At 59.6% G+C, this 22,481-nt stretch carries 22 protein-coding genes and 1 riboswitch; of the genes, 14 read left to right on the plus strand and 8 right to left on the minus strand.

The window, feature by feature from the left end:
• Window positions 1–90: 90 nt before the first annotated feature.
• From ACOQOY_RS11555 to cysQ, 4 genes are all read right to left on the minus strand, one after another.
• Window positions 91–1,128, minus strand: coding sequence for a glycosyltransferase family 2 protein (locus ACOQOY_RS11555; RefSeq protein ID WP_420585566.1), 1,038 nt, complete (start codon window positions 1,126–1,128; stop codon window positions 91–93).
• Between the two features lie 7 nt (window positions 1,129–1,135).
• Window positions 1,136–2,119: a UDP-glucose 4-epimerase GalE gene (gene galE / locus ACOQOY_RS11560; protein WP_420585567.1), complete on the minus strand. Its 984-nt coding sequence runs from the start codon at window positions 2,117–2,119 to the stop codon at window positions 1,136–1,138.
• A 70-nt stretch (window positions 2,120–2,189) separates the two neighbouring features.
• Window positions 2,190–2,990: a 3-deoxy-manno-octulosonate cytidylyltransferase gene (locus ACOQOY_RS11565; RefSeq protein ID WP_420585568.1), complete on the minus strand. Its 801-nt coding sequence runs from the start codon at window positions 2,988–2,990 to the stop codon at window positions 2,190–2,192.
• Window positions 2,990–3,787 (minus strand): 3'(2'),5'-bisphosphate nucleotidase CysQ, encoded by a 798-nt coding sequence (gene cysQ / locus ACOQOY_RS11570; protein ID WP_420585569.1) that lies wholly within the window; start codon window positions 3,785–3,787, stop codon window positions 2,990–2,992. Before cysQ ends, ACOQOY_RS11565 begins: the two co-directional genes overlap by 1 nt.
• 122 nt (window positions 3,788–3,909) lie before the next feature.
• Here cysQ and ACOQOY_RS11575 point away from each other — a divergent pair, with 122 nt between their 5' ends.
• Window positions 3,910–4,731: an ABC transporter permease gene (locus ACOQOY_RS11575; protein WP_420585570.1), complete on the plus strand. Its 822-nt coding sequence runs from the start codon at window positions 3,910–3,912 to the stop codon at window positions 4,729–4,731.
• On the opposite strand, the gene ACOQOY_RS11580 is transcribed toward ACOQOY_RS11575, so the two are convergent.
• On the minus strand, window positions 4,728–5,330 hold the full coding sequence (locus ACOQOY_RS11580) for an alpha-ketoglutarate-dependent dioxygenase AlkB family protein (RefSeq protein ID WP_420585571.1): 603 nt from the start codon (window positions 5,328–5,330) through the stop codon (window positions 4,728–4,730). The two genes, ACOQOY_RS11575 and ACOQOY_RS11580, sit on opposite strands and share 4 nt — an antisense overlap.
• A gap of 212 nt (window positions 5,331–5,542) precedes the next feature.
• On the opposite strand from ACOQOY_RS11580, the gene dnaK reads away from it, so the two are divergent.
• The 13 genes from dnaK to radC all read left to right on the plus strand — a co-directional run bounded on the left by dnaK (window position 5,543) and on the right by radC (window position 17,114).
• Window positions 5,543–7,453 (plus strand): molecular chaperone DnaK, encoded by a 1,911-nt coding sequence (gene dnaK / locus ACOQOY_RS11585; RefSeq protein WP_420585572.1) that lies wholly within the window; start codon window positions 5,543–5,545, stop codon window positions 7,451–7,453.
• A gap of 74 nt (window positions 7,454–7,527) precedes the next feature.
• A complete protein-coding gene (dnaJ, locus tag ACOQOY_RS11590) occupies window positions 7,528–8,679 on the plus strand; it encodes a molecular chaperone DnaJ (RefSeq protein WP_420585573.1) in 1,152 nt (383 codons plus the stop codon).
• A gap of 132 nt (window positions 8,680–8,811) precedes the next feature.
• A riboswitch (TPP riboswitch) is annotated at window positions 8,812–8,918 on the plus strand.
• A gap of 44 nt (window positions 8,919–8,962) precedes the next feature.
• Window positions 8,963–9,766, plus strand: a complete 804-nt coding sequence (gene thiD / locus ACOQOY_RS11595) for a bifunctional hydroxymethylpyrimidine kinase/phosphomethylpyrimidine kinase (RefSeq protein WP_420585574.1) — start codon at window positions 8,963–8,965, stop codon at window positions 9,764–9,766.
• Complete coding sequence (locus ACOQOY_RS11600; protein ID WP_420587239.1) at window positions 9,763–10,740, plus strand: FAD-dependent oxidoreductase; 978 nt, start codon at window positions 9,763–9,765, stop codon at window positions 10,738–10,740. Before thiD ends, ACOQOY_RS11600 begins: the two co-directional genes overlap by 4 nt.
• Window positions 10,724–10,918 (plus strand): sulfur carrier protein ThiS, encoded by a 195-nt coding sequence (thiS, locus tag ACOQOY_RS11605; protein ID WP_420585575.1) that lies wholly within the window; start codon window positions 10,724–10,726, stop codon window positions 10,916–10,918. The genes ACOQOY_RS11600 and thiS overlap by 17 nt, the downstream gene beginning before the upstream one ends.
• Before the next feature lie 2 nt (window positions 10,919–10,920).
• Entirely contained in the window at window positions 10,921–11,685 is a 765-nt protein-coding gene (locus tag ACOQOY_RS11610; RefSeq protein ID WP_420585576.1) for a thiazole synthase, read from the plus strand.
• A complete protein-coding gene (locus ACOQOY_RS11615; RefSeq protein WP_420585577.1) occupies window positions 11,682–12,278 on the plus strand; it encodes a thiamine phosphate synthase in 597 nt (198 codons plus the stop codon). Before ACOQOY_RS11610 ends, ACOQOY_RS11615 begins: the two co-directional genes overlap by 4 nt.
• Complete coding sequence (locus ACOQOY_RS11620) at window positions 12,275–13,240, plus strand: HesA/MoeB/ThiF family protein (protein ID WP_420585578.1); 966 nt, start codon at window positions 12,275–12,277, stop codon at window positions 13,238–13,240. Before ACOQOY_RS11615 ends, ACOQOY_RS11620 begins: the two co-directional genes overlap by 4 nt.
• Window positions 13,241–13,260: 20 nt before the next feature.
• Window positions 13,261–14,196 carry an ABC transporter substrate-binding protein gene (locus ACOQOY_RS11625; protein WP_420585579.1) on the plus strand — a complete coding sequence of 312 codons (936 nt, stop codon included), beginning with the start codon at window positions 13,261–13,263 and terminating at the stop codon, window positions 14,194–14,196.
• Complete coding sequence (gene tenA / locus ACOQOY_RS11630; RefSeq protein WP_420585580.1) at window positions 14,193–14,867, plus strand: thiaminase II; 675 nt, start codon at window positions 14,193–14,195, stop codon at window positions 14,865–14,867. The genes ACOQOY_RS11625 and tenA overlap by 4 nt, the downstream gene beginning before the upstream one ends.
• Window positions 14,864–15,592, plus strand: a complete 729-nt coding sequence (locus tag ACOQOY_RS11635) for an ABC transporter ATP-binding protein (protein ID WP_420585581.1) — start codon at window positions 14,864–14,866, stop codon at window positions 15,590–15,592. The genes tenA and ACOQOY_RS11635 overlap by 4 nt, the downstream gene beginning before the upstream one ends.
• Window positions 15,589–16,323: an ABC transporter permease gene (locus ACOQOY_RS11640; protein WP_420585582.1), complete on the plus strand. Its 735-nt coding sequence runs from the start codon at window positions 15,589–15,591 to the stop codon at window positions 16,321–16,323. Before ACOQOY_RS11635 ends, ACOQOY_RS11640 begins: the two co-directional genes overlap by 4 nt.
• Window positions 16,324–16,358: 35 nt before the next feature.
• On the plus strand, window positions 16,359–17,114 hold the full coding sequence (gene radC, locus ACOQOY_RS11645; RefSeq protein ID WP_420585583.1) for a RadC family protein: 756 nt from the start codon (window positions 16,359–16,361) through the stop codon (window positions 17,112–17,114).
• 3 nt (window positions 17,115–17,117) lie between these two features.
• On the opposite strand, the gene ACOQOY_RS11650 is transcribed toward radC, so the two are convergent.
• The 3 genes from ACOQOY_RS11650 to secA all read right to left on the minus strand — a co-directional run bounded on the left by ACOQOY_RS11650 (window position 17,118) and on the right by secA (window position 22,437).
• Entirely contained in the window at window positions 17,118–18,674 is a 1,557-nt protein-coding gene (locus ACOQOY_RS11650) for a phosphate ABC transporter substrate-binding/OmpA family protein (RefSeq protein ID WP_420585584.1), read from the minus strand.
• A gap of 24 nt (window positions 18,675–18,698) precedes the next feature.
• The gene (locus ACOQOY_RS11655; RefSeq protein WP_420585585.1) at window positions 18,699–19,619 is read right to left on the minus strand and encodes a hypothetical protein; all 921 of its coding nucleotides are present in this window, start codon (window positions 19,617–19,619) and stop codon (window positions 18,699–18,701) included.
• A gap of 100 nt (window positions 19,620–19,719) precedes the next feature.
• Window positions 19,720–22,437 (minus strand): preprotein translocase subunit SecA, encoded by a 2,718-nt coding sequence (gene secA / locus ACOQOY_RS11660; protein ID WP_420585586.1) that lies wholly within the window; start codon window positions 22,435–22,437, stop codon window positions 19,720–19,722.
• Between the last annotated feature and the right edge of the window lie 44 nt (window positions 22,438–22,481).

The following is a 22,481-nucleotide window of genomic DNA, read 5'->3' on the forward strand; positions in this document are numbered from 1 at the left end:
GAGAGTGGTCCCGGGCGAGTGCCGTTTTATGCCATTCTTCCCTGTATCGAATCAACGGATTTAAAATCCGTTATTCATATATGCCGCGTTTCATCGAAGTTTCCCCATCAGCCCCAGCCGCTGCATCTGTTCCCAACCCTCAAAACAGGCTGACTGGGGTGTCCACATGTCCGGCTGGTCTCGTATCGCATCGTAATATGTCGCAAAAAGGTCGGGATCATGAAAATGCTGACCGCGCGCCTTTTCGGATGTCGATTTGTCCACCACTTCGGGCAGGAACTTGGTGTGCAGTAATATGCCTGAGGGGGTGTCCCCGCCCGGTCCGTCATAGGCTGCGTTCAGGTGCCGGGGCAGGGCAGAGTGGCTGGAATTGACATAGGCGTACCGGCGCGACCATCGCACCAGTGGGAGTTTGTTCAACGTCGGAGAGCGGCGCGGCGCATCTGCAAAAAATACCCGCTCGCGGGCACCGCCCTGCACCCAAAGGTTACCCAAAGGGCTTTGCCGCTGCACCCGGTACGGGCCGGGGTCGAACCAGTTGAGAACGCGGGTCGGGTCAGTTTCGGGATCATAGTCTTGCGTCCCAAGTGGCCCCTTGGGATACAGGTCCAGCATCAGCGCTCCAAATGCCGTGCGGCCCTGCCGCTCCAGACAGGCGGTCAGGTCTGACAGGGGGCGTGTGTCATGCTCGGGATAGATCAGCAACTCATCCGCATCCACTGTCAGCGTCCAGTGAGCGTGGCCATAGCGCATCTGCAACCAGGTCAACCACAGCACCCCATATCGCGAGGCGCGATAGCTGGCGTAGGTTTGCCAGATCGAGACATCGGGCTGTTGCAACAGATAGTCGACCAAGCCGTCATCGCTGCCATTGTCGACGATCAGAAAGTGGTCGACCCCAAGCGCGCGATAGTGGCGAAAGAACCATGGCAAACGGGTCATTTCGTTGCGCAGGGTGGTAAAGGCCAGAATTGCACCGGGCCTGATCTGATCGGTTCGGTTGCTCAGACTGGTCAATTGATGACGGCTGCGAAAAGCTTGCCACAACAGCCGTCTGCGTTTCAGGCGCAACCGGTATTTCTGCGTCCATCCGATAGGGGGAAGACTGTCGGTTCCCGATCCTGTCACGCGCGGCTCATTTGTCGTAGTGGCCGTTCTGGTGCCAGCGCCATGCGTCGCTGATCATCGTCTCTAACGTTGACCTTTTTGGCGTCCAGCCAAGCTCCTCTCCGGCGCGATCCGAGCCAGAGACCAGCTTGGTGCAATCCCCGGCGCGGCGGGGGCCGACGGTGTAAGGGACCTCGCGGTTGGTAACGGCTTTGGAGTGGTCGATCACTTCCATCACTGAAAAGCCCGAGCCGGTGCCCAGATTGAACACTCGGCTGCCTTTGCCCTGTTCCAGCCAGTTCAGCCCCAGCACGTGCGCATCGACCAGATCGCAGACATGCACATAGTCACGAATGCAGGTGCCGTCGGGCGTGTCATAATCAGTGCCGAACACCGTCAGCCCCTCGCGCTTGCCGTCGATGGCGTCCAGCATCAGTGGCACCAGATGAGTTTCCGGGCGGTGGAACTCACCCACTTCGCCCTCGGGGTCGGCTCCGGCCACGTTGAAATAGCGGAAGATCACATGGTTCAGCCCATGCGCGGATTCGAAGTCACGCAGGATTTCTTCGATGGCGCGCTTTGAGGCCCCGTAAGCGTTCAGCGGTTCCTGCGGCGTGTTTTCGTCCAGCACCACGTTATCCTGATCGCCATAGGTGGCGCAGGTCGACGAAAAGACGAAGTTCAGGCATCCCGCCGCCACGGCAGCTTCGATCAGGTTCAGAGAGCCGGTGACATTGTTGGCCCAATACCTACCGGGTTGAGACATCGCCTCGCCCACCTGGCTGAGGGCTGCAAAATGCATCACGGCAGCGGGCTGATATTTGGCGAAAACCTCGTCCAGCCGCGCGCGGTCCAGCAGGTCGCCTTGCTCAAACGGGCCGAATTTCACCGCGTCCTGCCAGCCTGTAACCAGATTGTCATATGTCACCGGCGTATAGCCCGCCCGTGCCAGTGTCTTGCAGGCGTGTGATCCGATATAGCCGGCACCGCCGGTGACAAGGATGTTGGTCATCTATCTTTCCGATTTCATGTGGTTAGACCAGCTATGTTTTGAGGCACGCCGGAGTCATGGGGAAAAGAGCTCAATCCAGCCCCATCGCGGCCATCATTTGTTCCAGCTTCGGCACGTCCTGCGGGTTGTTCAGCTCCCAGAACTGACGACCTTTGGCTTCGACCTCGACACACAGGACCTTGCGGCCATTCTCCATGAAGCGCAGCTGCTCCAGACCTTCCAACTGTTCCAGCGGGCCAACGGTCCATGTTGGATAAGCGGCCAGCGCATCCGGGCGATAGGCATAGACACCGACATGGTGGAAGACAGGGGTTGCGTCGCCCCCTGCATAGGTCTGAGACGTGAACGGCACCACCTCTTTCGAGAAATACATGGCGCTGTGATCGGCGGCGAAAACGGCAGTGGTGCCGCCGACGCGCCCATGTTTGCGGTCGTTCAGCAGGCTGTTCAGCGCGTCGCCATCGCAGCGCAGGACCGGTGTGGCCACTCCGGCCTCGGGCGCGGCGCGCAGACCGGCGATCAGGTCCTCAACAAACCAATGCGGGGTCAGGGGCGCGTCGCCTTGCAGATTCACCACGATCTCATACCCCGCACCCAGATTGGCGTGGGTCTCGGCGCAGCGTTCGGTGCCGTTCTGGCACTCTTCCGACGTCATCACCACCTCGGCCCCGAACCCTTCGGCGGCTTCGCGGATGCGATCGTCATCGGTGGCCACAACCACCTTGTCGACGCCCGAGACGGAACAGGCCGCCCGCCACGACCGCTCGATCAGCGTCATCGCTTTGCCACTTGCGCCGGTCAGCGGCACCAGCGGTTTGCCGGGATAGCGGGTCGAGGCGTAACGGGCGGGAATGGCGATCAGAACGGACATCAGGCTTCCTTCAGCTCAACACCCGGAGCGTAGGCGATAAAGAACGGGTTTGCATAGCTGTCCTTGCCATAAGTCAGCGGTGAGTGGTCATCAAAGCGCACGACCTTGCCACCCGCACCCGCCAGAACGGCGTGACCTGCGGCGGTGTCCCATTCCATTGTTCGGCCAACGCGGGGGTACAGATCCGCCTCACCCGTCGCCACAAGGCAGAATTTCAGTGACGAGCCTGCGCTCTTGCTGTCCTGAACGGCGTATTTGTTGATGTAATCCTCGGTGGCCTGATCCCGGTGCGATTTCGACGCCACAATCAAGAGCGCTGAATTGTCTGGTTTAGAGACTGATATTGGTGTCATCTCACCAACCTGTGCCTTGTCCAAAGCACCGGTTTCTTCGACCGACTGGCCATCCGCCTGCGTATAGAACATGCGCCCTTTGGCCGGAGCATAGACGACGCCGCGGGTCGGAACGCCGTTTTCGACCAACGCGATGTTCACGGTGAAATCGCCGCGACGGTTGATGAATTCTTTGGTGCCATCCAGTGGATCAACGATCAGAAACGTATCGCCTTTTTCGGAATGCGATGCGGCCTGTTCTTCTGTTACCAGCAGGATATCGGGAAACGCCTCGCGCAATCCGGCCGAAATCAGTGCATCAGCAGCTTCATCCGCTTCGGTCACGGGGCTGGCATCAGATTTGACTTTGACGTCGAAATCATCTGCCTCATAAATCTCCATGATCTTGTCGCCCGCTTCCAGGGCCAGACGTCGGATGACAGGGATGAGGGCGTCATAGGTCACAAAAAAGCTCCGTTCCTGTGATTTGTTGATCGAAAAGGCTGACGGCCTTATGATGCGCCGGTTACGGAACGGCAAGAAATTCGTGGCAGGTTGAAGGCGAAAAAACAGGAAAGACGCGTCGGTTGTATTATTTCAAGCGAAACCAGACCTTGCTGGGCGGGGCCTTTACAACGGCTGAGCTGATTTTCCATGCCGTGGTGCGCAATGTCCGCTCGCAGCATTCAAATGCGGTCCTGGCGATCCTGATCAATATCCTGCAAGTTCTCGCTCTGGTCGCAGTGTTTTATACGATCATGTCGTTCATGGGGACGCGCGTCGCCAAAATCCGCGGTGAGTTGGTGTTGTTCCTGTTGTCGGGCGTGTTTCTGTTCCTGACGCATATCAAGGCGGTTGGCTCGTTGTCGGGTCTCAGCACGGGCAATAATCCGATGATGCTGCATTCGCCGATGAACATGATGGTCGTCCTGCTGGCGACCGCATGTGGGTCGCTATACACCCAGATGATGACGATCATCATAATTCTGTTTCTCTACAGTGTCGCGATATCACCGATCGAGATTCAGGATCCCGGTGGTGCCTTTGCCATGCTGATGCTGGCCTGGTTTACCGGGTGTTCGGTTGGGGTCGTGTTCATGGCGCTGTCACCATGGTTTCCGACAACGGTCACGATGCTCAGCAATATCTACAGGCGGCTGAACATGATCTTTTCGGGGAAGATGTTTGTGGCAAATGCGCTGGGCGGGGCGATGCTGGGCATGTTCGCCTGGAACCCGTTGTTTCACATCATCGACCAGTGCCGCGGCTTTGTGTTTCGGAATTACTTCCCGCGCAACACAAGCTGGGAATATGCGCTTTGGGTCGGGATTGTCCTGCTGATGATCGGGCTGCTGGGGATTTTCTTCTCGCGCCAGCATGTCTCGCAAAGCTGGGGCGCACGGCGCTAACTGGCAACGCGCAGGGTCAGGTTGATCCGCCCACCCTTGGGCAACAGTTTTGAAGAGCCAAAGCGGATACGGTCGATACCGTGATAGGTCAGCCGCGCCGGGCCGCCCATGATCACCACATCGCCCGAGTTCAGCCAGATCGATTCAGTCTTGCCGCCACGGGTCTGGTTGCCGATGCGGAACAAGGCATCATCTCCCAGGGAAACCGACAGGACCGGCCATGAAAAATCAGCCTCGTCCTTGTCCTGATGCAGCCCCATGCGGGTGCCTTCGCCATAATAGTTGATCAGACAGCAATCGGGGTCGCGATCCGGGCCAACCAGCGCCCGCCAGATGTCCAGCACCTGTGCCGGAATTTCGGGCCAATCGGTTCCCTTGGGGTGCTGCGCTTGATACCTATATCCGGCCTTGTCCGTGACCCAGCCCAGCGACCCGGCCGAGGTCATGCGCACCGACATTTCCTTGCCCGACGGCGTCACGGGCCGGAACAGCGGCGCAGATTTCAGAATCGGGCGCAAGGCTTCGATCAGCTGTGCCTGCGCCGGGCTATCCAGCCAGGCTTTCCTGATATCAAAACCGCGCAAAAGTAGCCGCGCCATCCGAGATTCCCCGATCCTTGCCAAAAGCTTGCCAAAAAGGCCACAGATTCCCGAAAACCTGCGATTTACAGTGCTTGCAGGCTTTTGGTCTCGCCCTTATATACGCCGGGACGCGCGATGGTGTAGTGCCGTCGCGCATATCAGATCGGGGCAGGATGCCAAAACGGGTCCGACCCTCGGGACATCGCCTTGAAGAGAAAGGGATTGCAAATATGGGAAAAGTAATCGGGATTGACCTCGGAACCACAAACTCGTGTGTGGCTATCATGGACGGCTCGCAGCCGAAGGTCATCGAAAACGCCGAAGGGGCGCGGACCACGCCCTCGATCGTCGCCTTCACCGAAGATGAGCGACTGGTCGGTCAGCCTGCGAAACGTCAGGCGGTCACCAACCCCGACAACACGATCTTTGGCGTCAAGCGCCTGATCGGTCGTCGTGTGGATGATGCCGAAGTCGAAAAAGATAAGAAAATGGTGCCGTACACCATCGTTGATGGCGGCAATGGCGACGCGTGGGTCGAAGCCCGCGGTGAAAAGTACTCCCCAAGCCAGATCTCGGCCTTCACTCTGGGCAAGATGAAGGAAACCGCCGAGAGCTATTTGGGTGAGGAAGTCACGCAGGCGGTTATCACCGTTCCGGCATATTTCAACGACGCGCAGCGTCAGGCCACCAAAGACGCCGGTAAAATCGCCGGTCTGGAAGTGCTGCGGATCATCAACGAACCGACAGCTGCCGCGCTGGCCTATGGTCTGGACAAGGAAGAAACCCAAACCATCGCGGTTTACGACCTTGGTGGCGGTACCTTCGACGTGACCATTCTGGAAATCGACGACGGCCTGTTCGAGGTTAAGTCGACTAACGGCGACACCTTCCTGGGTGGTGAAGACTTTGACATGCGCATCGTCAACTATCTGGCAGATGAGTTCAAAAAGGAACACGGTGTTGATCTGAGCCAGGACAAGATGGCCCTGCAGCGTCTGAAAGAAGCCGCTGAAAAAGCCAAGATCGAACTGTCCTCGACCTCGCAGACCGAAATCAACCAGCCGTTCATCTCGATGGGTTCGAACGGTCAGCCGCTGCACATGGTCATGAAACTGACCCGTGCCAAGCTGGAATCGCTGGTCTCGGACCTGATCAAAAAGTCGATGAAGCCTTGTCAGGCTGCGCTGAAAGACGCCGGTCTGTCGGCTGGCGACGTCGATGAGGTTGTTCTGGTCGGTGGTATGACCCGGATGCCGAAAGTGATCGAAGAAGTCACCAAGTTCTTCGGGAAAGAGCCGCATAAGGGTGTGAACCCGGACGAAGTTGTTGCAATGGGCGCCGCCATTCAGGCCGGCGTTCTGCAGGGCGACGTCAAGGACGTGGTTCTGCTGGACGTGACCCCGCTGTCGCTGGGCATCGAGACGCTGGGTGGCGTGTTCACCCGTCTGATCGACCGCAACACCACGATCCCGACCAAGAAATCTCAGGTCTTCTCGACCGCCGAAGACAACCAGAACGCTGTGACCATCCGCGTGTTCCAGGGTGAGCGTGAGATGGCCGCGGACAACAAGATCCTGGGTCAGTTCAACCTCGAAGACATCCCGCCTGCACCGCGCGGCATGCCTCAGATCGAGGTGACCTTCGACATCGACGCCAACGGCATTGTCTCGGTTTCGGCCAAGGACAAAGGCACCGGCAAAGAGCAGAAGATCACCATCCAGGCCTCGGGCGGTCTGTCGGATGACGACATCGAAAAAATGGTCAAGGACGCCGAAGAGAACGCGGAAGCCGACAAGGAACGCCGCGAGCTGGTCGACGCCAAGAACCAGGCGGAAAGCCTCATCCACTCGACCGAAAAGTCGATGGAAGAGCATGCCGACAAGGTCGACCCGACCACCATCGAAGCCATCGAGCTGGCAATTGCCGCGCTGAAGGACGAGCTGGAAACCGAAAATGCCGACAAGATCAAGTCGGGCATCCAGAACGTCACCGAAGCGGCAATGAAGCTGGGCGAAGCCATCTACAAGGCGCAAGCCGAAGAGGGCGAGGATGAGCCGGCAGCAGCAGACGAAGCGCCTGCTGGTGATGATGACATTGTCGACGCCGAGTTCGAAGATCTGGACGACGACAAGCGTAACTAACGGGTAACCGGGCCAATGCGGGCCGGTCCGGTCGCCGGGCCGGCCCGATTACGTTGAGGCAGAAGGAAATACTGATGTCAAAACGCGACTATTACGATGTGCTCGGCGTATCCAAGGGCGCATCGGCGGACGAGATCAAGAAGGGTTTTCGCAAGAAAGCCAAGGAATTGCATCCCGACCGCAACAAAGACAACCCGGATGCCGAGGCGCAGTTCAAAGAGGCCAACGAGGCCTATGACGTTCTGAAAGACGCCGATCGGAAAGCCGCGTATGACCGCTTTGGCCATGCCGCTTTTGAGAACGGCATGGGTGGTGGCGGTCGTCCCGGTGGCGGCTTTGGTCAGGGCGATTTTTCCAGTGCGTTTTCCGATGTATTCGACGATCTATTCGGCGATTTCATGGGCGGTCAGCGCGGTGGTGCCGGTGGCGGGCGTCGCGCCGCACGCGGGTCTGACCTGCGCTACAATCTGCGCGTGACGCTGGAAGATGCGTTCTCAGGCCTTCAGAAAACTATCAATGTCCCGGCGGCTGTGGCCTGTTCCGCTTGTGACGGCTCGGGCGCAGAAGGCGGTGTGGAACCGACCACCTGTCCGACCTGCTCGGGCATGGGCAAGGTGCGCGCGCAACAGGGTTTCTTTACCGTTGAGCGTACCTGTCCGACCTGCTCTGGTCTGGGCCAGATCATCAAGAACCCTTGTAAATCCTGTGGTGGCGCAGGCCGCGTCGAAAAAGAACGCGCGCTGTCCGTCAATATCCCAGCCGGTGTAGAAACCGGAACCCGCATCCGTTTGGCTGGCGAGGGTGAGGCCGGAATGCGCGGTGGCCCTCCGGGCGATCTGTATATCTTCGTCGAAGTGTCCGATCACAAACTGTTCGAGCGTGACAGTGTGAACCTTTACTGTCGCGTGCCGGTCAGCATGGGCAAGGCCGCGCTGGGCGGGTCTATCGAAGTGCCGACCATCGACGGTGGCCGTGGTCGCGTGCAAATCCCGGCCGGCAGCCAATCGGGTCGCCAAATGCGTCTGCGCGGTAAGGGCATGCCTGCTTTGCGCGGCGGTGGTGTCGGCGATATGTTCATCGAACTGGCCGTGGAAACCCCGGTCAACTTGACCAGCCGTCAGAAAGAATTGCTGCGGGAATTCGATGAATTGGGTGAAGATAACCATCCTGAATCAAAAAGCTTTTTCTCGTCCGTCAAGTCATTCTGGGACGGGATGAAAGGCTAAAGCCTTATCGCCGCAACAAAGCAAGAATCAGCCGGTTCCCAAGGGCCGGCTTTTTCATTCTATAAGTCCAGTTTGACCGCCGGCTGCGCCAAAATTGGCCCTTGATTCCCCCGCCAACCCCTGAGATTGTGCGCCCAACCGTTGGGGTGCCCTGATCAAAGGGCTGAGAGGCGTGAATGCGCTAACCCATCGAACCTGATCCGGGCAATTCCGGCGTAGGGAACGGTCTTATGCATACAGACGTTTTCCATGCTGCGTTGCCCCTTGATGATGGAGCAACGATATGGCGCATATTGCCCTGACAATTGCCGGCTCGGACAGCGGCGGCGGAGCGGGTATTCAGGCCGACCTCAAGGCCATGTCCGCATTGGGCGTGTACGGTTCCAGCGTTATTACGGCGGTCACAGCGCAGAACACGCGGGCCGTGACTGCGGTGCATGGAATTCCACTGGATGTGGTCTCGGCCCAGATCGAGGCGGTTCTGTCCGACCTTGATGTAGGTGCGATCAAGATCGGGATGCTGGCAACACCAGAAATTATCCAGACTGTTGCTGACAGCGTGGCCGCGTTCAAAGGCCCGGTGATTCTGGATCCGGTTATGGTTGCGAAATCCGGCGATGCCCTGCTGGCGCGGGATGCGGTCAGCACTCTGCGCGATGTCCTTTTGCCACGCGCAACGGTGCTGACCCCGAACCTGCCCGAAGCGGCGTGTTTGTTGGATTGTCAAAGTGCCGAAACCCCGGAACAGATGATCGACCAGGGTAAGGCTTTGTGCCAGCTGGGCGCGCGATTAGTGCTTATGAAGGGGGGCCACGGGCGCGGTGAGATCTGCCATGACCTGCTCATTGACGCCTCGGGCCGGGTGTCTGAATTTACCGCCCCTCGGCGCGACACGTGCAATACACATGGTACGGGATGCACGCTTTCTTCCTCAATCGCTGCCGGTATGGCGCAGGGTCTGAGCCCCGTCGATGCGGTTGCGCAAGCGCATGACTATTTGCAGGGCGCGATTGCCCGCGCGGATGATCTGAGGATCGGGCAGGGCCATGGACCTGTGCATCATTTCCACCGGGTATGGCCGACGTGACGGTCTGGTCCGTTATAGGGTCCGGCGTGGCGGGGTTGGCTGTGGCAAGCGAATTGGCGTCACGCGGCGCGCAGGTTCAGGTCTTTGATCCTTCTGGTCCTCCGGGCCCGCATGGATGCTCGTGGTGGGCAGGGGGCATGCTGGCCCCGTGGTGCGAGTTTGAAAATGCGGAAGAGCCGGTGTTGCGTCTGGGTCAGTTGGCGCTGGATTGGTGGGCCAAGCGAACCACTGTGACCCGGCACGGTACCTTGGTTGTGGCAAATCCACGCGATCTGCCCGACCTTCGGCGGTTTGCACGACGGACGGAAGGATACCGCGCGGTTGATCAGGGCGAAATGTCCTTATTAGAGCCTGACTTGCATGGTTTCTCCAAAGGCCTGCACTTCCCGGATGAGGCGCATCTGAATCCGCGTCAGGCCTTGCTGGACTTGCACCATCAGCTTCTGGCCCATGGCGTTACGTTTCACCAAAAACCGGCCCCGACCGGATTGGACAACACAATTGATTGCCGTGGCTTGCATGCGCGCGATGTTCTCCACGACCTTCGAGGCCTCAAGGGCGAGATGTTGGTGATCCGCTGCCCGGATGTGGCACTGACCCGCCCTGTGCGCCTGCTGCATCCGCGTATTCCGCTCTATGTCGTACCGCGCGGGGATGGCGTCTATATGCTGGGCGCGACGATGATCGAAAGCGAAGACAGCAGCCGTATCACCGCCCGGTCGATGCTTGAGCTGCTCAGCGCGGCCTACGCGCTCAACCCCGCTTTTGGAGAGGCCGAAGTTCTGGAAATCGGCGTCGATCTGCGCCCGGCCTTCCCGGACAACCTGCCGCGCATCCGGCGCGTCGGGCGGACGATCTATGCCAACGGGCTGTACCGCCACGGCTATCTGCTGGCGCCTGCACTGGCACAGGGGGTGGCGGATCTGGCCTTGGACAACACACATTCGGAGATGGTCGATGAAGATCGTGCTTAACGGTGAACCGCGCGAGGTGCGCGCTGAAACGCTCTCGGGCCTGCTAGAGGAATGCGGGTTCTCGGGTCGGGTGGCGACGGCTGTGAACGAAGATTTCGTACCTTCAAGTCTGCGTATCGGCCACAGACTGGCGGATGGCGACCGGGTTGAAGTCGTCGCGCCGATGCAGGGGGGCTGAAGATGAAGGCGTTCTATGGCACCCACCTGCCCAATCCGTTGATGCTGGGAACCGCGCAGTACCCCAGCCCCGCCATTCTCGAGCAAGCCTTTCGCGACAGTGGCGCGGGCGTGGCCACCGTGTCTCTGCGCCGCGAATCCGGGGCGGGCCAAACCTTTTGGCAGATGATCCGCGATCTGGGTGTTCTGATCCTGCCCAACACAGCCGGATGCCACACTGTGAAAGAGGCCGTGACCACCGCGCATATGGCGCGCGAGGTGTTCGACACCAAATGGATCAAGCTGGAACTGATCGGTCACACAGACAGCCTGCAACCGGATGTGTTTCAGCTGGTCGAGGCCGCGCGCATCCTCACCGAGGACGGATTTCAGGTCTTCCCCTACACCACTGACGATCTGATCGTGGGGGAACGGTTGCTGGCCGCCGGGTGTGAGGTGCTTATGCCCTGGGGCGCACCGATTGGATCGGGGCGTGGGTTGAACAATGAGTATGCTCTACGGGCGATGCGGGCTGAATTCCCGGATATACCACTGGTGATCGACGCCGGGATTGGTCTGCCCAGTCACGCCGCGCGGGCGATGGAGATGGGGTATGATGCGGTCCTGCTGAACACGGCAGTTGCCCGCGCCGGAGACCCCGCGGCCATGGCGCGAGCGATGATGCTGGCGATTGAGTCCGGACAGCTCGCCCATCAGGCCGACCCGATTGAGCCGCGCGATATGGCGGAACCCTCCACTCCGGTGATCGGAAAAGCGTTTTTGTCATGATGCTGGATCGTTTTTATCCGATCTTTGACCACTCGGACTGGCTGCGGCGGATGTTGCCCTTGGGCGTGAAGCTGGTGCAGCTGCGCATCAAGGATCAGCCTGACGCAGAGGTGCAGGCTCAGATAGTCCAATCGCGGGACCTGTGCCGCGAACATGGCGCGGTTCTGGTGGTCAACGACTACTGGCAGACGGCGATCGACGCAGGGTGCGAGTGGATTCATCTGGGTCAAGAAGATCTGGATGACGCCGATCTGAAAGCCATACGCAAGGCTGGGTTGAAGCTGGGTGTTTCGACCCATGACGATGATGAGCTTGAACGCGTGTTGGCCATGGACCCTGACTATGTGGCGCTGGGGCCGGTCTATCCGACGATCCTGAAAAAAATGAAGTGGGAGCAGCAGGGCCTGCCCCGTGTTACCGAGTGGAAGGCGCGGGTGGGTGAAATCCCTCTGGTCGGGATCGGCGGAATGAGTGTCGAGCGTGCGCAGGGCGTTCTCGAGGCTGGTGCCGATATTGTCTCGGTCGTGACAGATATCACTCTGAACGCGGATCCCGAGGCCCGTGTGCGTGCATGGATCGAGGTCACGCGATGACCCGCTATGCCCGCCAGATGATTCTGCCCGAGGTTGGACCCGAAGGTCAGGCCCACCTGTCTGCCGCGCGCGTTCTGGTGGTGGGCGCAGGGGGACTGGCCGCGCCAGTTCTGCCTTTGCTGGCCGGGGCCGGGGTGGGGCGCATCACGATTGTGGATCGCGATACGGTCGACCAATCAAACTTGCACCGCCAGACTTTGTTCACCGAAGCAGATTGCGGGCTGGCAAAGGCCAGTGTCGCCGCGGACCGCTGTCGTGCGCTGAATCACGAGGTCGAGGTTTTTGTCGAAGAACAGTCTCTAACAAGCAGAAATGCGCAGTCTTTGGTGAAGCAATCGGACGTTATACTGGATTGCGCAGACAGTTATGCGGTCAGCTATACCCTGTCCGATACCTGTCTTGAACAGGGCAAGCCGCTGATCTCAGCGTCTGTTTTGGCGATGACGGGATATGTCGGCGGGTTCTGCGGCGGTGCGCCGTCGCTGCGTGCGTTGTTCCCGGACGCGCCGGATAGCGGCGCAAGCTGCGCCTCAGCCGGGGTGCTGGGGCCGGTCGTTGGGATGGTTGGCGCGATGCAGGCGCAGATGGTGCTGAACCTGATCCTTGGCTTGGCACCCTCACCGCTGGGCCAGATGGTGCAATATGATGGCCGCTCCCTGCGCAGCAGCAGCTTTCGCTTTGACAATGCGCCCGAGCCGGAGCGCTGTTTCAGCTTTGTCTCTGTCGAAGACCTGACCGCAGACGACCAGATCATTGAGTTGCGCGATCATGGTGAAGCTCCTGTCCTGGCACATCCACACGCGCTGCGCATGTCACCGGATGAGGTGCAGAACATAGGTCCTAATCAAGGACAAAGACTTGCTTTGTGCTGTGCGACAGGCCTGCGGGCGTGGCGTGCGGCAGAACAGATTCAACCGAATTGGCCGGGCGAGATTGTGCTCGTGTCGGCCTCAACCTCGTGAGCGAAAAGGAAACGCGAGAAATGAAGAAACTGATCACCGCCATTGCCCTTGTGGCTGCCGTGCCAGCATGGGCTGAGGACAAGATGACCGTGTTGCTGGATTGGTTCGTCAATCCCGACCACGGCCCGATCATTGTGGCGCAAGAGAACGGCTATTTCGCCGATGAGGGGCTTGAGGTCGAGATTGTCCCACCCGCCGATCCCTCTGCCCCGCCGCGTTTGGTTGCGGCAGGTCAGGCCGACCTTGCGGTGTCCTATCAGCCGCAACTGCACCTGCAAATCCACGAAGGGCTGCTGCTGAAACGGGTCGGTACGCTGGTGGCGACCCCGCTGAACTGCCTTTTGGTGCTGGAGGACGGCCCGATCAAATCGCTGGCCGATCTGCGTGGCAAAAAGATTGGTTTCTCGGTCGCCGGTGTCGAAGAAGCGATCCTGACCACTTTGCTTGGACAGCACGATATCGGTCTGGACGAGATTGAGATGATCAACGTCAACTTTTCGCTCGGGCCGTCAGTGATGTCTGGTCAGGTCGATGCCGTGATCGGTGCCTTCCGCAATTTTGAACTGAACCAGATGGACATCGAGGGCGTCGCCGGCCGCTGTTTCTATATCGAGGAAGAAGGCATCCCGTCTTATGACGAGCTTATCTATATCGCCAATCCCGAAACGATGGACACCGACAAGATCGCCCGTTTTCTGGCTGCGACTGAGAAAGCGACCCAGTATATCGTCAACAACCCGGAAAAAAGCTGGGAGATTTTCGCCTCCACCTCGCCCGAATTGCAGGATGAGCTGAACGCCCGTGCCTGGGTCGACACGCTGTCTCGTTTCGCTCTGCGTCCTGCCGGGTTTGATGCTGGTCGTTATGCCCGGTTTGAGGCCTTCCTGAACGACAGCGGCATGATCGACGGCCTGAACCCGGTCAGCGCCATTGCCATCGACGTGACCGCGCAATGAGCGAGTACGGAAAAGCCTTCGGGCTGATGCGTGACGCGGCGCAGGGGCCGTGGCGGGATTACACCCGCCACGCCTTTGTCGAAGGGCTGAAAGATGGCAGCCTGCCACGCGCGTCGTTCCTGCACTATCTGCGGCAGGATTATGTGTTCCTGATCCACTTTTCCCGCGCCTGGGCGTTGGCGGTGGTGAAGTCCGAGACGCATTCGGAAATGCTGACAGCGGTGGCCACGGTCAACGCGCTGGTAGCAGAAGAGATGCAACTGCATATCGGAATCTGCGCGGCCGAAGGCATTTCTGGCGAAGAGCTGTTCGCAACCGAGGAACGGCCCGAGAATCTGGCCTATACCCGCTTTGTACTTGAGGCCGGTTACAGCGGTGATCTTCTGGATCTTTTGGCGGCATTGGCGCCTTGTGTGATGGGATACGGTGAGATCGGTTCCCGTCTGGCGTCTGAGGCGACCTCGGAGGCGTATCGCGACTGGATCAATACCTATGCCAGCCCGGATTATCAGGACGCATGTAAAGCGGTAGGGGAATTGCTGGATTCGGCTCTAACTCGACGCATTGGGGAACATTTCGAATCCTCTCCGCGCTGGACCCGTCTATGTCAGACGTTCCGTACTGCGACCGAGTTAGAGGTCAATTTCTGGCAAATGGGTCTGACCCCATGACGCAATCCCCAGACCTGACCTTTAGCGGCTCGGCCACGATCAGCGGCGTATCTTTATTTGCGCCCCTGACCTTAACGCTTGAAGCTGGGCAATGGACCTGTCTGCTGGGCGGATCGGGGGTTGGTAAAACCACCGTCCTGCGCTTGATCGCAGGATTGGAAACCGGTGCCACGTTTACCGGCCAGATCACGGCCAGCGACGGCCTGCCGGTTGCAAAACGGGTCGCATATATGGCGCAGGACGATCTGCTGCTGCCTTGGGCGAGCGTGGCGCAGAATGTCTCGCTGGGCGCGCGGTTGCGGGGGGAAACGCCGGACATTGCTCGCCGGGATAGATTGATCGAACGTATGCGCTTGCAGGATCACGTTCACAAGAAGCCTGCCGAACTCTCTGGTGGTCAGCGTCAGCGCGTGGCGTTGGCCCGTACGCTGATGGAGGATCGTCCCATTGTGCTGCTGGACGAGCCGTTCTCGGCCCTCGACGCGCGCACGCGCGCCGATATGCAGGACTTGGCGGCTGAGGTATTGCATGACCGTACCGTTCTGCTGGTGACGCATGACCCGGGTGAGGCCGCACGTTTGGGGCAATCCATCATGGTCATGACCCATCACGGCCTGACCGCATGTACCCCGCCGCGCGCGCCCGCGCCCCGCATGGTGGACGATCTGGAGACGCTGGAAACTCAGGGCGCGCTGCTGCGCCTGCTGCGGGATGAGGCGGCATGAAGATAGTTTCGGGCGTCGCTGCGACGCTGTTCGCGCTTGCAGTTTGGCAGGGGATCGTCACCGTGACCGGCCTGCCAAAATTCATCCTTCCCAGCCCTGCGTTGGTGGCCGAGACCTGGTGGCAGAACCGCTGGGTGATTGCCGAACATACGTGGATCACGGTGATCGAAGTGGTGATTGGCCTCGCCTGCGGAACCGTGCTGGGCGTGATCACCGCGCTGCAACTGGCCACATCCCGCGCCGCGCGGGTGTTGGTTCAGCCGATGCTGGTGTTTACGCAGGCGCTTCCGGTCTTTGCATTGGCCCCGCTGCTGACCCTGTGGCTGGGCTATGGGTTGTGGTCCAAGGTCGCGATGGCGGTGCTGATCATCTATTTCCCGATCACCGCGTCCTTTTTCGACGGGTTGATGCGGACGCCGTCAGGATATCTTGATCTGGCGCGCACGATGCAGGCCAGTCCGCGCGCGGTGCTGTGGCATATAAGGATACCGGCGGCCTTGCCGTCTCTGGCGTCAGGGTTGCGATTGGCGGCGGTTTATGCGCCGATTGGGGCGGTGATCGGTGAATGGGTCGGTTCGTCACAAGGGCTGGGCTATTTGATGCTGCTGGCCAATGGGCGCGCCAAGACCGACCTGATGTTCGCGGCGATGCTGACGCTGGGCGTGGTATCTGTCCTTCTACACCTGATTGTGCGCCGTGCCACCGCGCGCATGGCGGGTGAGGTGCGTTAACCATTCAGAAACCGATTCTGCTCCAGTCTAAGCGCATGACTCAGGACGCCTTTGCCGAAGCCCCGATGCTGTTTGAAACTGACGAAGCCCCGATGGAGCCTCTGCCCTCGGGTCGGTTGCCGTCATACATCAAGGATCATCGCAAACGCCTGCGCGAGCGGTTCATGTCGGGTGGGTCCGCCGCCATGCCGGATTATGAGCTGTTGGAGCTGGTGCTGTTCCGATCCATTCCGCGGCAGGACGTGAAACCGCTGGCGCGTGCGTTGATGGACACGTTCGGCGATTTCAACCGCGTTCTGACCGCGCCCGAGGAACGGCTGCGCCAGATCAAAGGCGTCGGCGATACGGTGATCACTGACCTGAAAATCCTTGAGGCCTGCGCCCACCGCATGGCCCGCGCGCGGGTGATGCAGCGACATGTGATCTCGGGCTGGGACGCCTTGCTGGACTATTGCCACACCACAATGGCGCATCGCGAGACCGAACAATTCCGGGTGTTCTATCTGGATCGCAAGAACGTGCTTATCGCGGATGAGGAACAGGCCAAGGGCACCGTTGACCACGTGCCGGTTTACCCGCGTGAGGTGGCGAAGCGGGCGCTGGAACTGAATGCCTCGGCCCTGATTCTGGTGCACAACCACCCGTCCGGCGATCCAACGCCATCACAGTCGGATATCGACATGACCAACCGGATACAGGACGCCTGTGTTGCCTTGGGGCTGACCCTGCATGACCACTTGATTATCGGTAAATCGAACGAACTGAGTTTCCGGTCGGAAGGCTATCTGTAGCCGTCACTGCACCCAGATTTCGACCCTGCGATTGACTTTGCGGCCCCAATCCGTGTTGTCGCAGGCCATGGGCATCGCCTCGCCAAAAGCGTCAACTTCAAGGGTGACCGACTTGGGAATCGCTGTTTCCACCGCCGCCAGAACTGCATTGCGAACGGTTTTGGCGCGCAATAGCGCAATCCGTGCGTTTGCCGCTGCACCGCCATCGCCATCGCTGAATCCGATAAATACCAGCTTGCGCGCATCCAGCGTCCCGGTTTCAAGCTGATGCGCGAGTTGTCGGATGTTTGACCGCGATTGCGCGTCTGGGCGGGACGAACCGGCCTCGAACCGAACAGACAGCGACAGTCGAGACATGGGGCGTAGCGTTTCAATCATCCGTTGTAGCTCTTCCAGCCCCACCTCTGACGCACCGGAAGCTATTGCATTTGCCAGCCTGTCGCCTTGCAAGCCCAGATGCGTCATCTCGGGGGCCTGATCCACAAAACCCGCCGACCGGATCGTCATCTGAGCCGCGTCGCTTTGCGTATACGCCAAAAACTGTCGCGCAATGCGGGGCAGGCGGCGGTCCGGCAGGTACAGGAACATCGGCGAGGTGAGCGGATAATCCTCGGTCTTGATAGCTTGGCGCGTCGCGGACAACGCGTGACCGCAACCGCCTGACAGGGGCAGAGTCCGCGCGCTGTCGGCTTCGGCCAGACTGGCGATACCGATGGCAAATGAGTCACTTGCGACTTGTCGAACCAGATCGCTTCCACGGTCATGCCGGGTTATGGCGTCCGACAAGGACACTCCCGCAGGGCCAAGCAAGCGGTCTTCGATCCCCTGCGCCAGCCCTGACCCTGCCGCAGGCAAGTGCAGAGAAATCGGTGCATCCGGGCCGCCCAAGTCTGCCCAATTGTCGATCTGCCCGGAAAAGGCCTGCGCCAACTCGACCGGTGAGATGTGCGCGACCGGATTGTCCGGCGCTACGATGGGTACCAGCGCGTCCAAGGCTATAACCCGCGAACGGCGCGCATGGGCGAGATCGCCCAACCCGGCGGATTTCGCCGCCTCTTGCTCTGTCGGGCGGACCTCGCGCTGCGCCATGACGATATCGGTCTGGTCCACGATCAGATCGGAAAAGCCCTGGCCGGTATTTCCGACGTTGAACAGGAACCGTCCCAGAGGCGCTTTGCGACCGGGTCGGAGAAGTTCATACGTCAGACTGTTGGCATCGGTTTCCTGAACAGCGATTGTAAGGCCTTCCTGCGCGGCAAACCCGGCTAAGAGGGCCGGTAAGACCTTCTCGGCCATCACCGAAGACCCTGAGAACCGAAGTTCGGCGACGAAATCGATCAGGCTGGGGCAAGCTGGGCCATCGCAGGTGACGCCTGACCCGTCGACCGTCAGCTCTCCGAACTGCGTGTCGACGCGGTAGAACTCACCGTCATAGCCCAAAAGGGTGCCTGTGACCTCGACCTTGCCGTCATGCGAGGTCAGCGTGATATCCTGCGCCGACACAGCCGGGGCGAAGGTTGCCGAAATCAGTGCGACTGCCGCCACACGAAAAAATGTCATCAGAAAGTCGAGCCTGCCTGCGGATTACTTTGCCGCGATTGTCAGGTCTTGGAACAGATTATTCAACACCAGAAACTCTCCGGTCTTCGAACAATCCGGGAAGCTGAGCGTCAGATCGCTGGAACGCAATTGCCGGTCGCCGCGCAGTTCCAGCGATTGCACGTTCAGATCGCGCCCACAATTGCTGGCAGTCACTTCGGCCTCAACGGTCAATTCGATCGTGCCTGTTTGCGGGGATTGCGTTGCTGGGAAAGAATAGATCTCGATATTGCCAGCATCACTGAGCCCGGTTTGCCCCAGATTGACGACAGTGCCGAGGCCCTGCGTCTCTGGATCGGCAGAGACGTGCCCCGTGCCGCCGTAATTGGCGCCGAATTCCAGGGCGTGGATCTGAAGATCCGTGTCACCCTGCCATTGCAGGGCGACACGGTTGTAATGGGCAATGTCAGGGATGTGAGTGGTGGCGACGGTGCCCTTTTGATCTTCGAGCGAGATCAGGAAAATTGCGTATTCCGACAAGGCCGGAATGGTCAGGTCCAGCCTTCCGTTGGAATCGGTCTGCTGGGTTACGGTCAGGCCGCTGTGATGCACCTCGATCCGTTCATTGCCGTGGCAGGGGGCTTTGACGGTCAGGCGAGCAGCGGCACCGGTTACGGCTGTGGCGCGGGCGCTGATGCTGCAATCGGCGTGGTCAGTGGGGGCTGACCGGCTGGGCTGTAGGGTCCTTTGTACCCTGTTTGGCGTCGGGTTGGTGGTAAAGGCGGAAGGTGAGGAGGTCAGGACAATGCCTTCCAGCCCGGGTACAACCGACGCGTGTTCAGCAGCCACACGTTCAGGTGCCTGCGCGCCATCGGGCGCAGGAGTTCCATTCTGCATCAAGTAACCAATAGCCAGCGCGCAAAAGGCAGTGCCGCCGGTGGTCACATAGTTCTTTATTACAAACAAGACACCCTCCCCAGTTGAAGGAGCGAGTCGCACTGTGGCGCTGAATCACGGCCAATATGTGGCCGTGAATAGGACTCAATGTGTCTGAATTAGGGTAACGTCAGGTCAGGCGACCGTGGCAATGTTTGAATTTCTTGCCCGATCCACAGGGGCAGGGATCATTGCGCGAAGGGTTGCCCCAAGTGCTTGGGTCATCCTCGACAAAGCCGGGGCGCGCATCGCCCGAAGCTTTAGCCTCGGCCACCGCTTCGGCCTGTCCGGCGGCCTGATCAACTGCTTGCTGGGCTTGTGCCTGTTGAGCCTGCATCTGCGCCAGCATCTCGCGCTGCTCTTCCTCGGTCAGCGGACGTACGCGCGACAACTGCTGGGTCACGGTTTCGCGCAGGGAGTCCAGCATGCTTTCAAACAGCTGGAAGCTTTCGTTCTTGTATTCGTTCAGCGGATCGCGCTGGGCGTAGCCGCGGAACCCGACGACCGAGCGCAGATGTTCCAGTGTCAGCAGATGTTCGCGCCATTTGCCGTCAATGGTGTTCAGCAGCACCTGCTTTTCAATGTTGCGCATGTTCTCGGGGCCAAAGGCAACGGCCTTCTGCGCCATCATTTCATCTGCCGCGTTAACCAGTCGCTCGCGCACCTGTTCGTCATCCACGCCTTCTTCGGCGGCCCAGTCCTGAACCGGCGCGTCGATGGTCAACTTGTCTTTGATCGCCTCGTGCAGACCGTCGGTGTCCCACTGGTCGGCATAAGATTTCGGCGGCATGTATTCGTCGATCAGGTCGTCGATCACCTGTTCGCGCATGTCCGAGACGATTTCAGACAGATCATCCGAAGACATGATTTCGCGCCGCTGGCTGAACACCACCTTGCGCTGGTCGTTCATCACGTCGTCGAATTTCAGAACGTTTTTGCGCATGTCGAAGTTGCGGCCTTCGACCTTGGATTGCGCCCGTTCCAGCGATTTGTTCACCCAAGGGTGGACGATAGCCTCGCCCTCTTTCATGCCCAGTGTGTTGAGGACCTTTTCCAGACGCTCAGATCCGAAGATGCGCATCAGATCGTCTTCGAGGCTCAGGTAGAACGCGGTACGGCCCGGGTCACCCTGACGGCCAGAACGACCGCGCAGCTGGTTGTCGATGCGGCGGCTTTCGTGGCGCTCGGACGCCATGACATAAAGACCGCCAGCGGCCAGAACCTTTTCTTTCTCTTCCGCATGGCGCGCCTCTTCGGCGGCACGCAGCTGGGCCGGATCGGACTCGGGATTCTCGGCCAGCGCCTGAAGAACCTTCATCTCGACATTGCCGCCCAGCTGAATGTCAGTGCCGCGACCGGCCATGTTGGTGGCGATAGTCACCGCGCCCAGACGACCGGCATCGGCAACGATCTGCGCCTCTTGCTCGTGCTGGCGGGCGTTCAGAACGTTATGTTCGATGCCTTCTTTGGTCAGCATCTGGCTCAGCAGTTCGGACTTCTCGATCGAGGTGGTGCCGATCAGAACAGGCTGACCCTTGTCACGCGCTTCTTTCGCCTCTTCGATCATCGCGCCGTATTTTTCGCCAGCAGAGCGATAGACCTGATCGTCTTCATCCACACGGGCGATCGGCTTGTTGGTCGGAACTTCGACCACGCCCAGACCGTAGATTTCCTGAAATTCCTCGGCCTCGGTCAAGGCCGTACCGGTCATGCCGCCCAGCTTGTCATACAGGCGGAAGTAATTCTGGAAGGTCACGCTGGCCAGCGTCACGTTTTCCGGTTGGATCGGCACGCCCTCCTTGGCCTCGATGGCCTGATGCAGACCTTCGGACAGGCGGCGGCCCGGCATCATGCGGCCGGTGAATTCGTCGATCAGAACCACGTTGCCGTCGCGCACGATATAATCCTTGTCGCGCTGGAACAGCTTGTGGGCGCGCAGGCCCTGGTTCACGTGGTGGACAACAGTGGTGCTTTCCGGATCGTACAGCGAATGGCCTTCGGGGATCAGGCCAGCCGCGATCAGCTGTTCTTCCAGAAACTCGTTGCCTTCATCGGTAAAGGTCACATTGCGGGACTTTTCGTCCAGCGTGTAGTGATCTTCTTGCAGAGAGGGGATCAGCCCGTCGATCGCAGTATAAAGATCCGAGCGGTCCTGCGACGGGCCCGAGATGATCAGCGGTGTCCGCGCCTCGTCAATCAGGATCGAGTCGACCTCGTCCACAATCGCGAAGTTGTGGTGTTTCTGGTAAATCTCGGCCAGATCGGCCTTCATATTGTCGCGCAGATAATCAAAGCCCAGCTCGTTGTTGGTGGCGTAGGTGATATCGCAGGCATAGGCGGCTTTCTTCTCGGCATCGGGCTGGCCGGACCAGATTACGCCAGTGGTCATTCCAAGCGCGCCAAACACCTTACCCATCCACTCAGCGTCGCGTTTGGCCAGATATTCGTTCACGGTTACGACATGCACGCCCTTGCCGGTCAGCGCGTTCAGATAAGCCGGGAAAGTGGCGACCAGCGTCTTACCCTCACCCGTTTTCATTTCCGAAATATTGCCCTGATGCAGGAATGCGCCGCCCATCAGCTGGACGTCAAATGCGCGCAGACCCAGCGCGCGTTTGGCACCTTCTCGCACGTTGGCAAAGGCTTCGGGCAGCAGGGCATCCAGGCTTTCACCATCCAGCGCGCGTTTGCGCAGCTCTTCGGTCTTTTCGATCAGGCCCTCATCGGACAGTTTCTCGAACTCGGGCTCCAGCGCGTTGATCTTTTCGATCAGGGGGCGGGTCGCCTTGATCTTGCGGTCGTTCGGTGTTCCGAACACCTTTTTGGCGAGCGTTCCGAGTCCCAGCATGTTCACTCCAGCGGATCTGTTCTTGTCTTGGTTGCGACAGGCTT

The sequence above is a fragment of the Ruegeria sp. genome (assembly GCF_965221235.1).
Classification (GTDB): domain Bacteria; phylum Pseudomonadota; class Alphaproteobacteria; order Rhodobacterales; family Rhodobacteraceae; genus Ruegeria.

Coding starts and splice junctions, on each gene's coding strand:
- dnaK (WP_420585572.1), top strand. CDS start 5,543: ATGGGAAAAGTAATCGGGATTGACCTCGGAACCACAAACTCGTGTGTG.
- ACOQOY_RS11580 (WP_420585571.1), bottom strand. CDS start 5,330: ATGGCGCGGCTACTTTTGCGCGGTTTTGATATCAGGAAAGCCTGGCTG.
- ACOQOY_RS11615 (WP_420585577.1), top strand. CDS start 11,682: ATGATGCTGGATCGTTTTTATCCGATCTTTGACCACTCGGACTGGCTG.
- radC (WP_420585583.1), top strand. CDS start 16,359: ATGACTCAGGACGCCTTTGCCGAAGCCCCGATGCTGTTTGAAACTGAC.
- ACOQOY_RS11610 (WP_420585576.1), top strand. CDS start 10,921: ATGAAGGCGTTCTATGGCACCCACCTGCCCAATCCGTTGATGCTGGGA.
- secA (WP_420585586.1), bottom strand. CDS start 22,437: ATGCTGGGACTCGGAACGCTCGCCAAAAAGGTGTTCGGAACACCGAAC.
- galE (WP_420585567.1), bottom strand. CDS start 2,119: ATGACCAACATCCTTGTCACCGGCGGTGCCGGCTATATCGGATCACAC.
- ACOQOY_RS11650 (WP_420585584.1), bottom strand. CDS start 18,674: ATGACATTTTTTCGTGTGGCGGCAGTCGCACTGATTTCGGCAACCTTC.
- thiD (WP_420585574.1), top strand. CDS start 8,963: ATGGCGCATATTGCCCTGACAATTGCCGGCTCGGACAGCGGCGGCGGA.
- tenA (WP_420585580.1), top strand. CDS start 14,193: ATGAGCGAGTACGGAAAAGCCTTCGGGCTGATGCGTGACGCGGCGCAG.
- ACOQOY_RS11635 (WP_420585581.1), top strand. CDS start 14,864: ATGACGCAATCCCCAGACCTGACCTTTAGCGGCTCGGCCACGATCAGC.
- ACOQOY_RS11565 (WP_420585568.1), bottom strand. CDS start 2,990: ATGTCCGTTCTGATCGCCATTCCCGCCCGTTACGCCTCGACCCGCTAT.
- thiS (WP_420585575.1), top strand. CDS start 10,724: ATGAAGATCGTGCTTAACGGTGAACCGCGCGAGGTGCGCGCTGAAACG.
- ACOQOY_RS11620 (WP_420585578.1), top strand. CDS start 12,275: ATGACCCGCTATGCCCGCCAGATGATTCTGCCCGAGGTTGGACCCGAA.
- ACOQOY_RS11625 (WP_420585579.1), top strand. CDS start 13,261: ATGAAGAAACTGATCACCGCCATTGCCCTTGTGGCTGCCGTGCCAGCA.
- ACOQOY_RS11640 (WP_420585582.1), top strand. CDS start 15,589: ATGAAGATAGTTTCGGGCGTCGCTGCGACGCTGTTCGCGCTTGCAGTT.
- dnaJ (WP_420585573.1), top strand. CDS start 7,528: ATGTCAAAACGCGACTATTACGATGTGCTCGGCGTATCCAAGGGCGCA.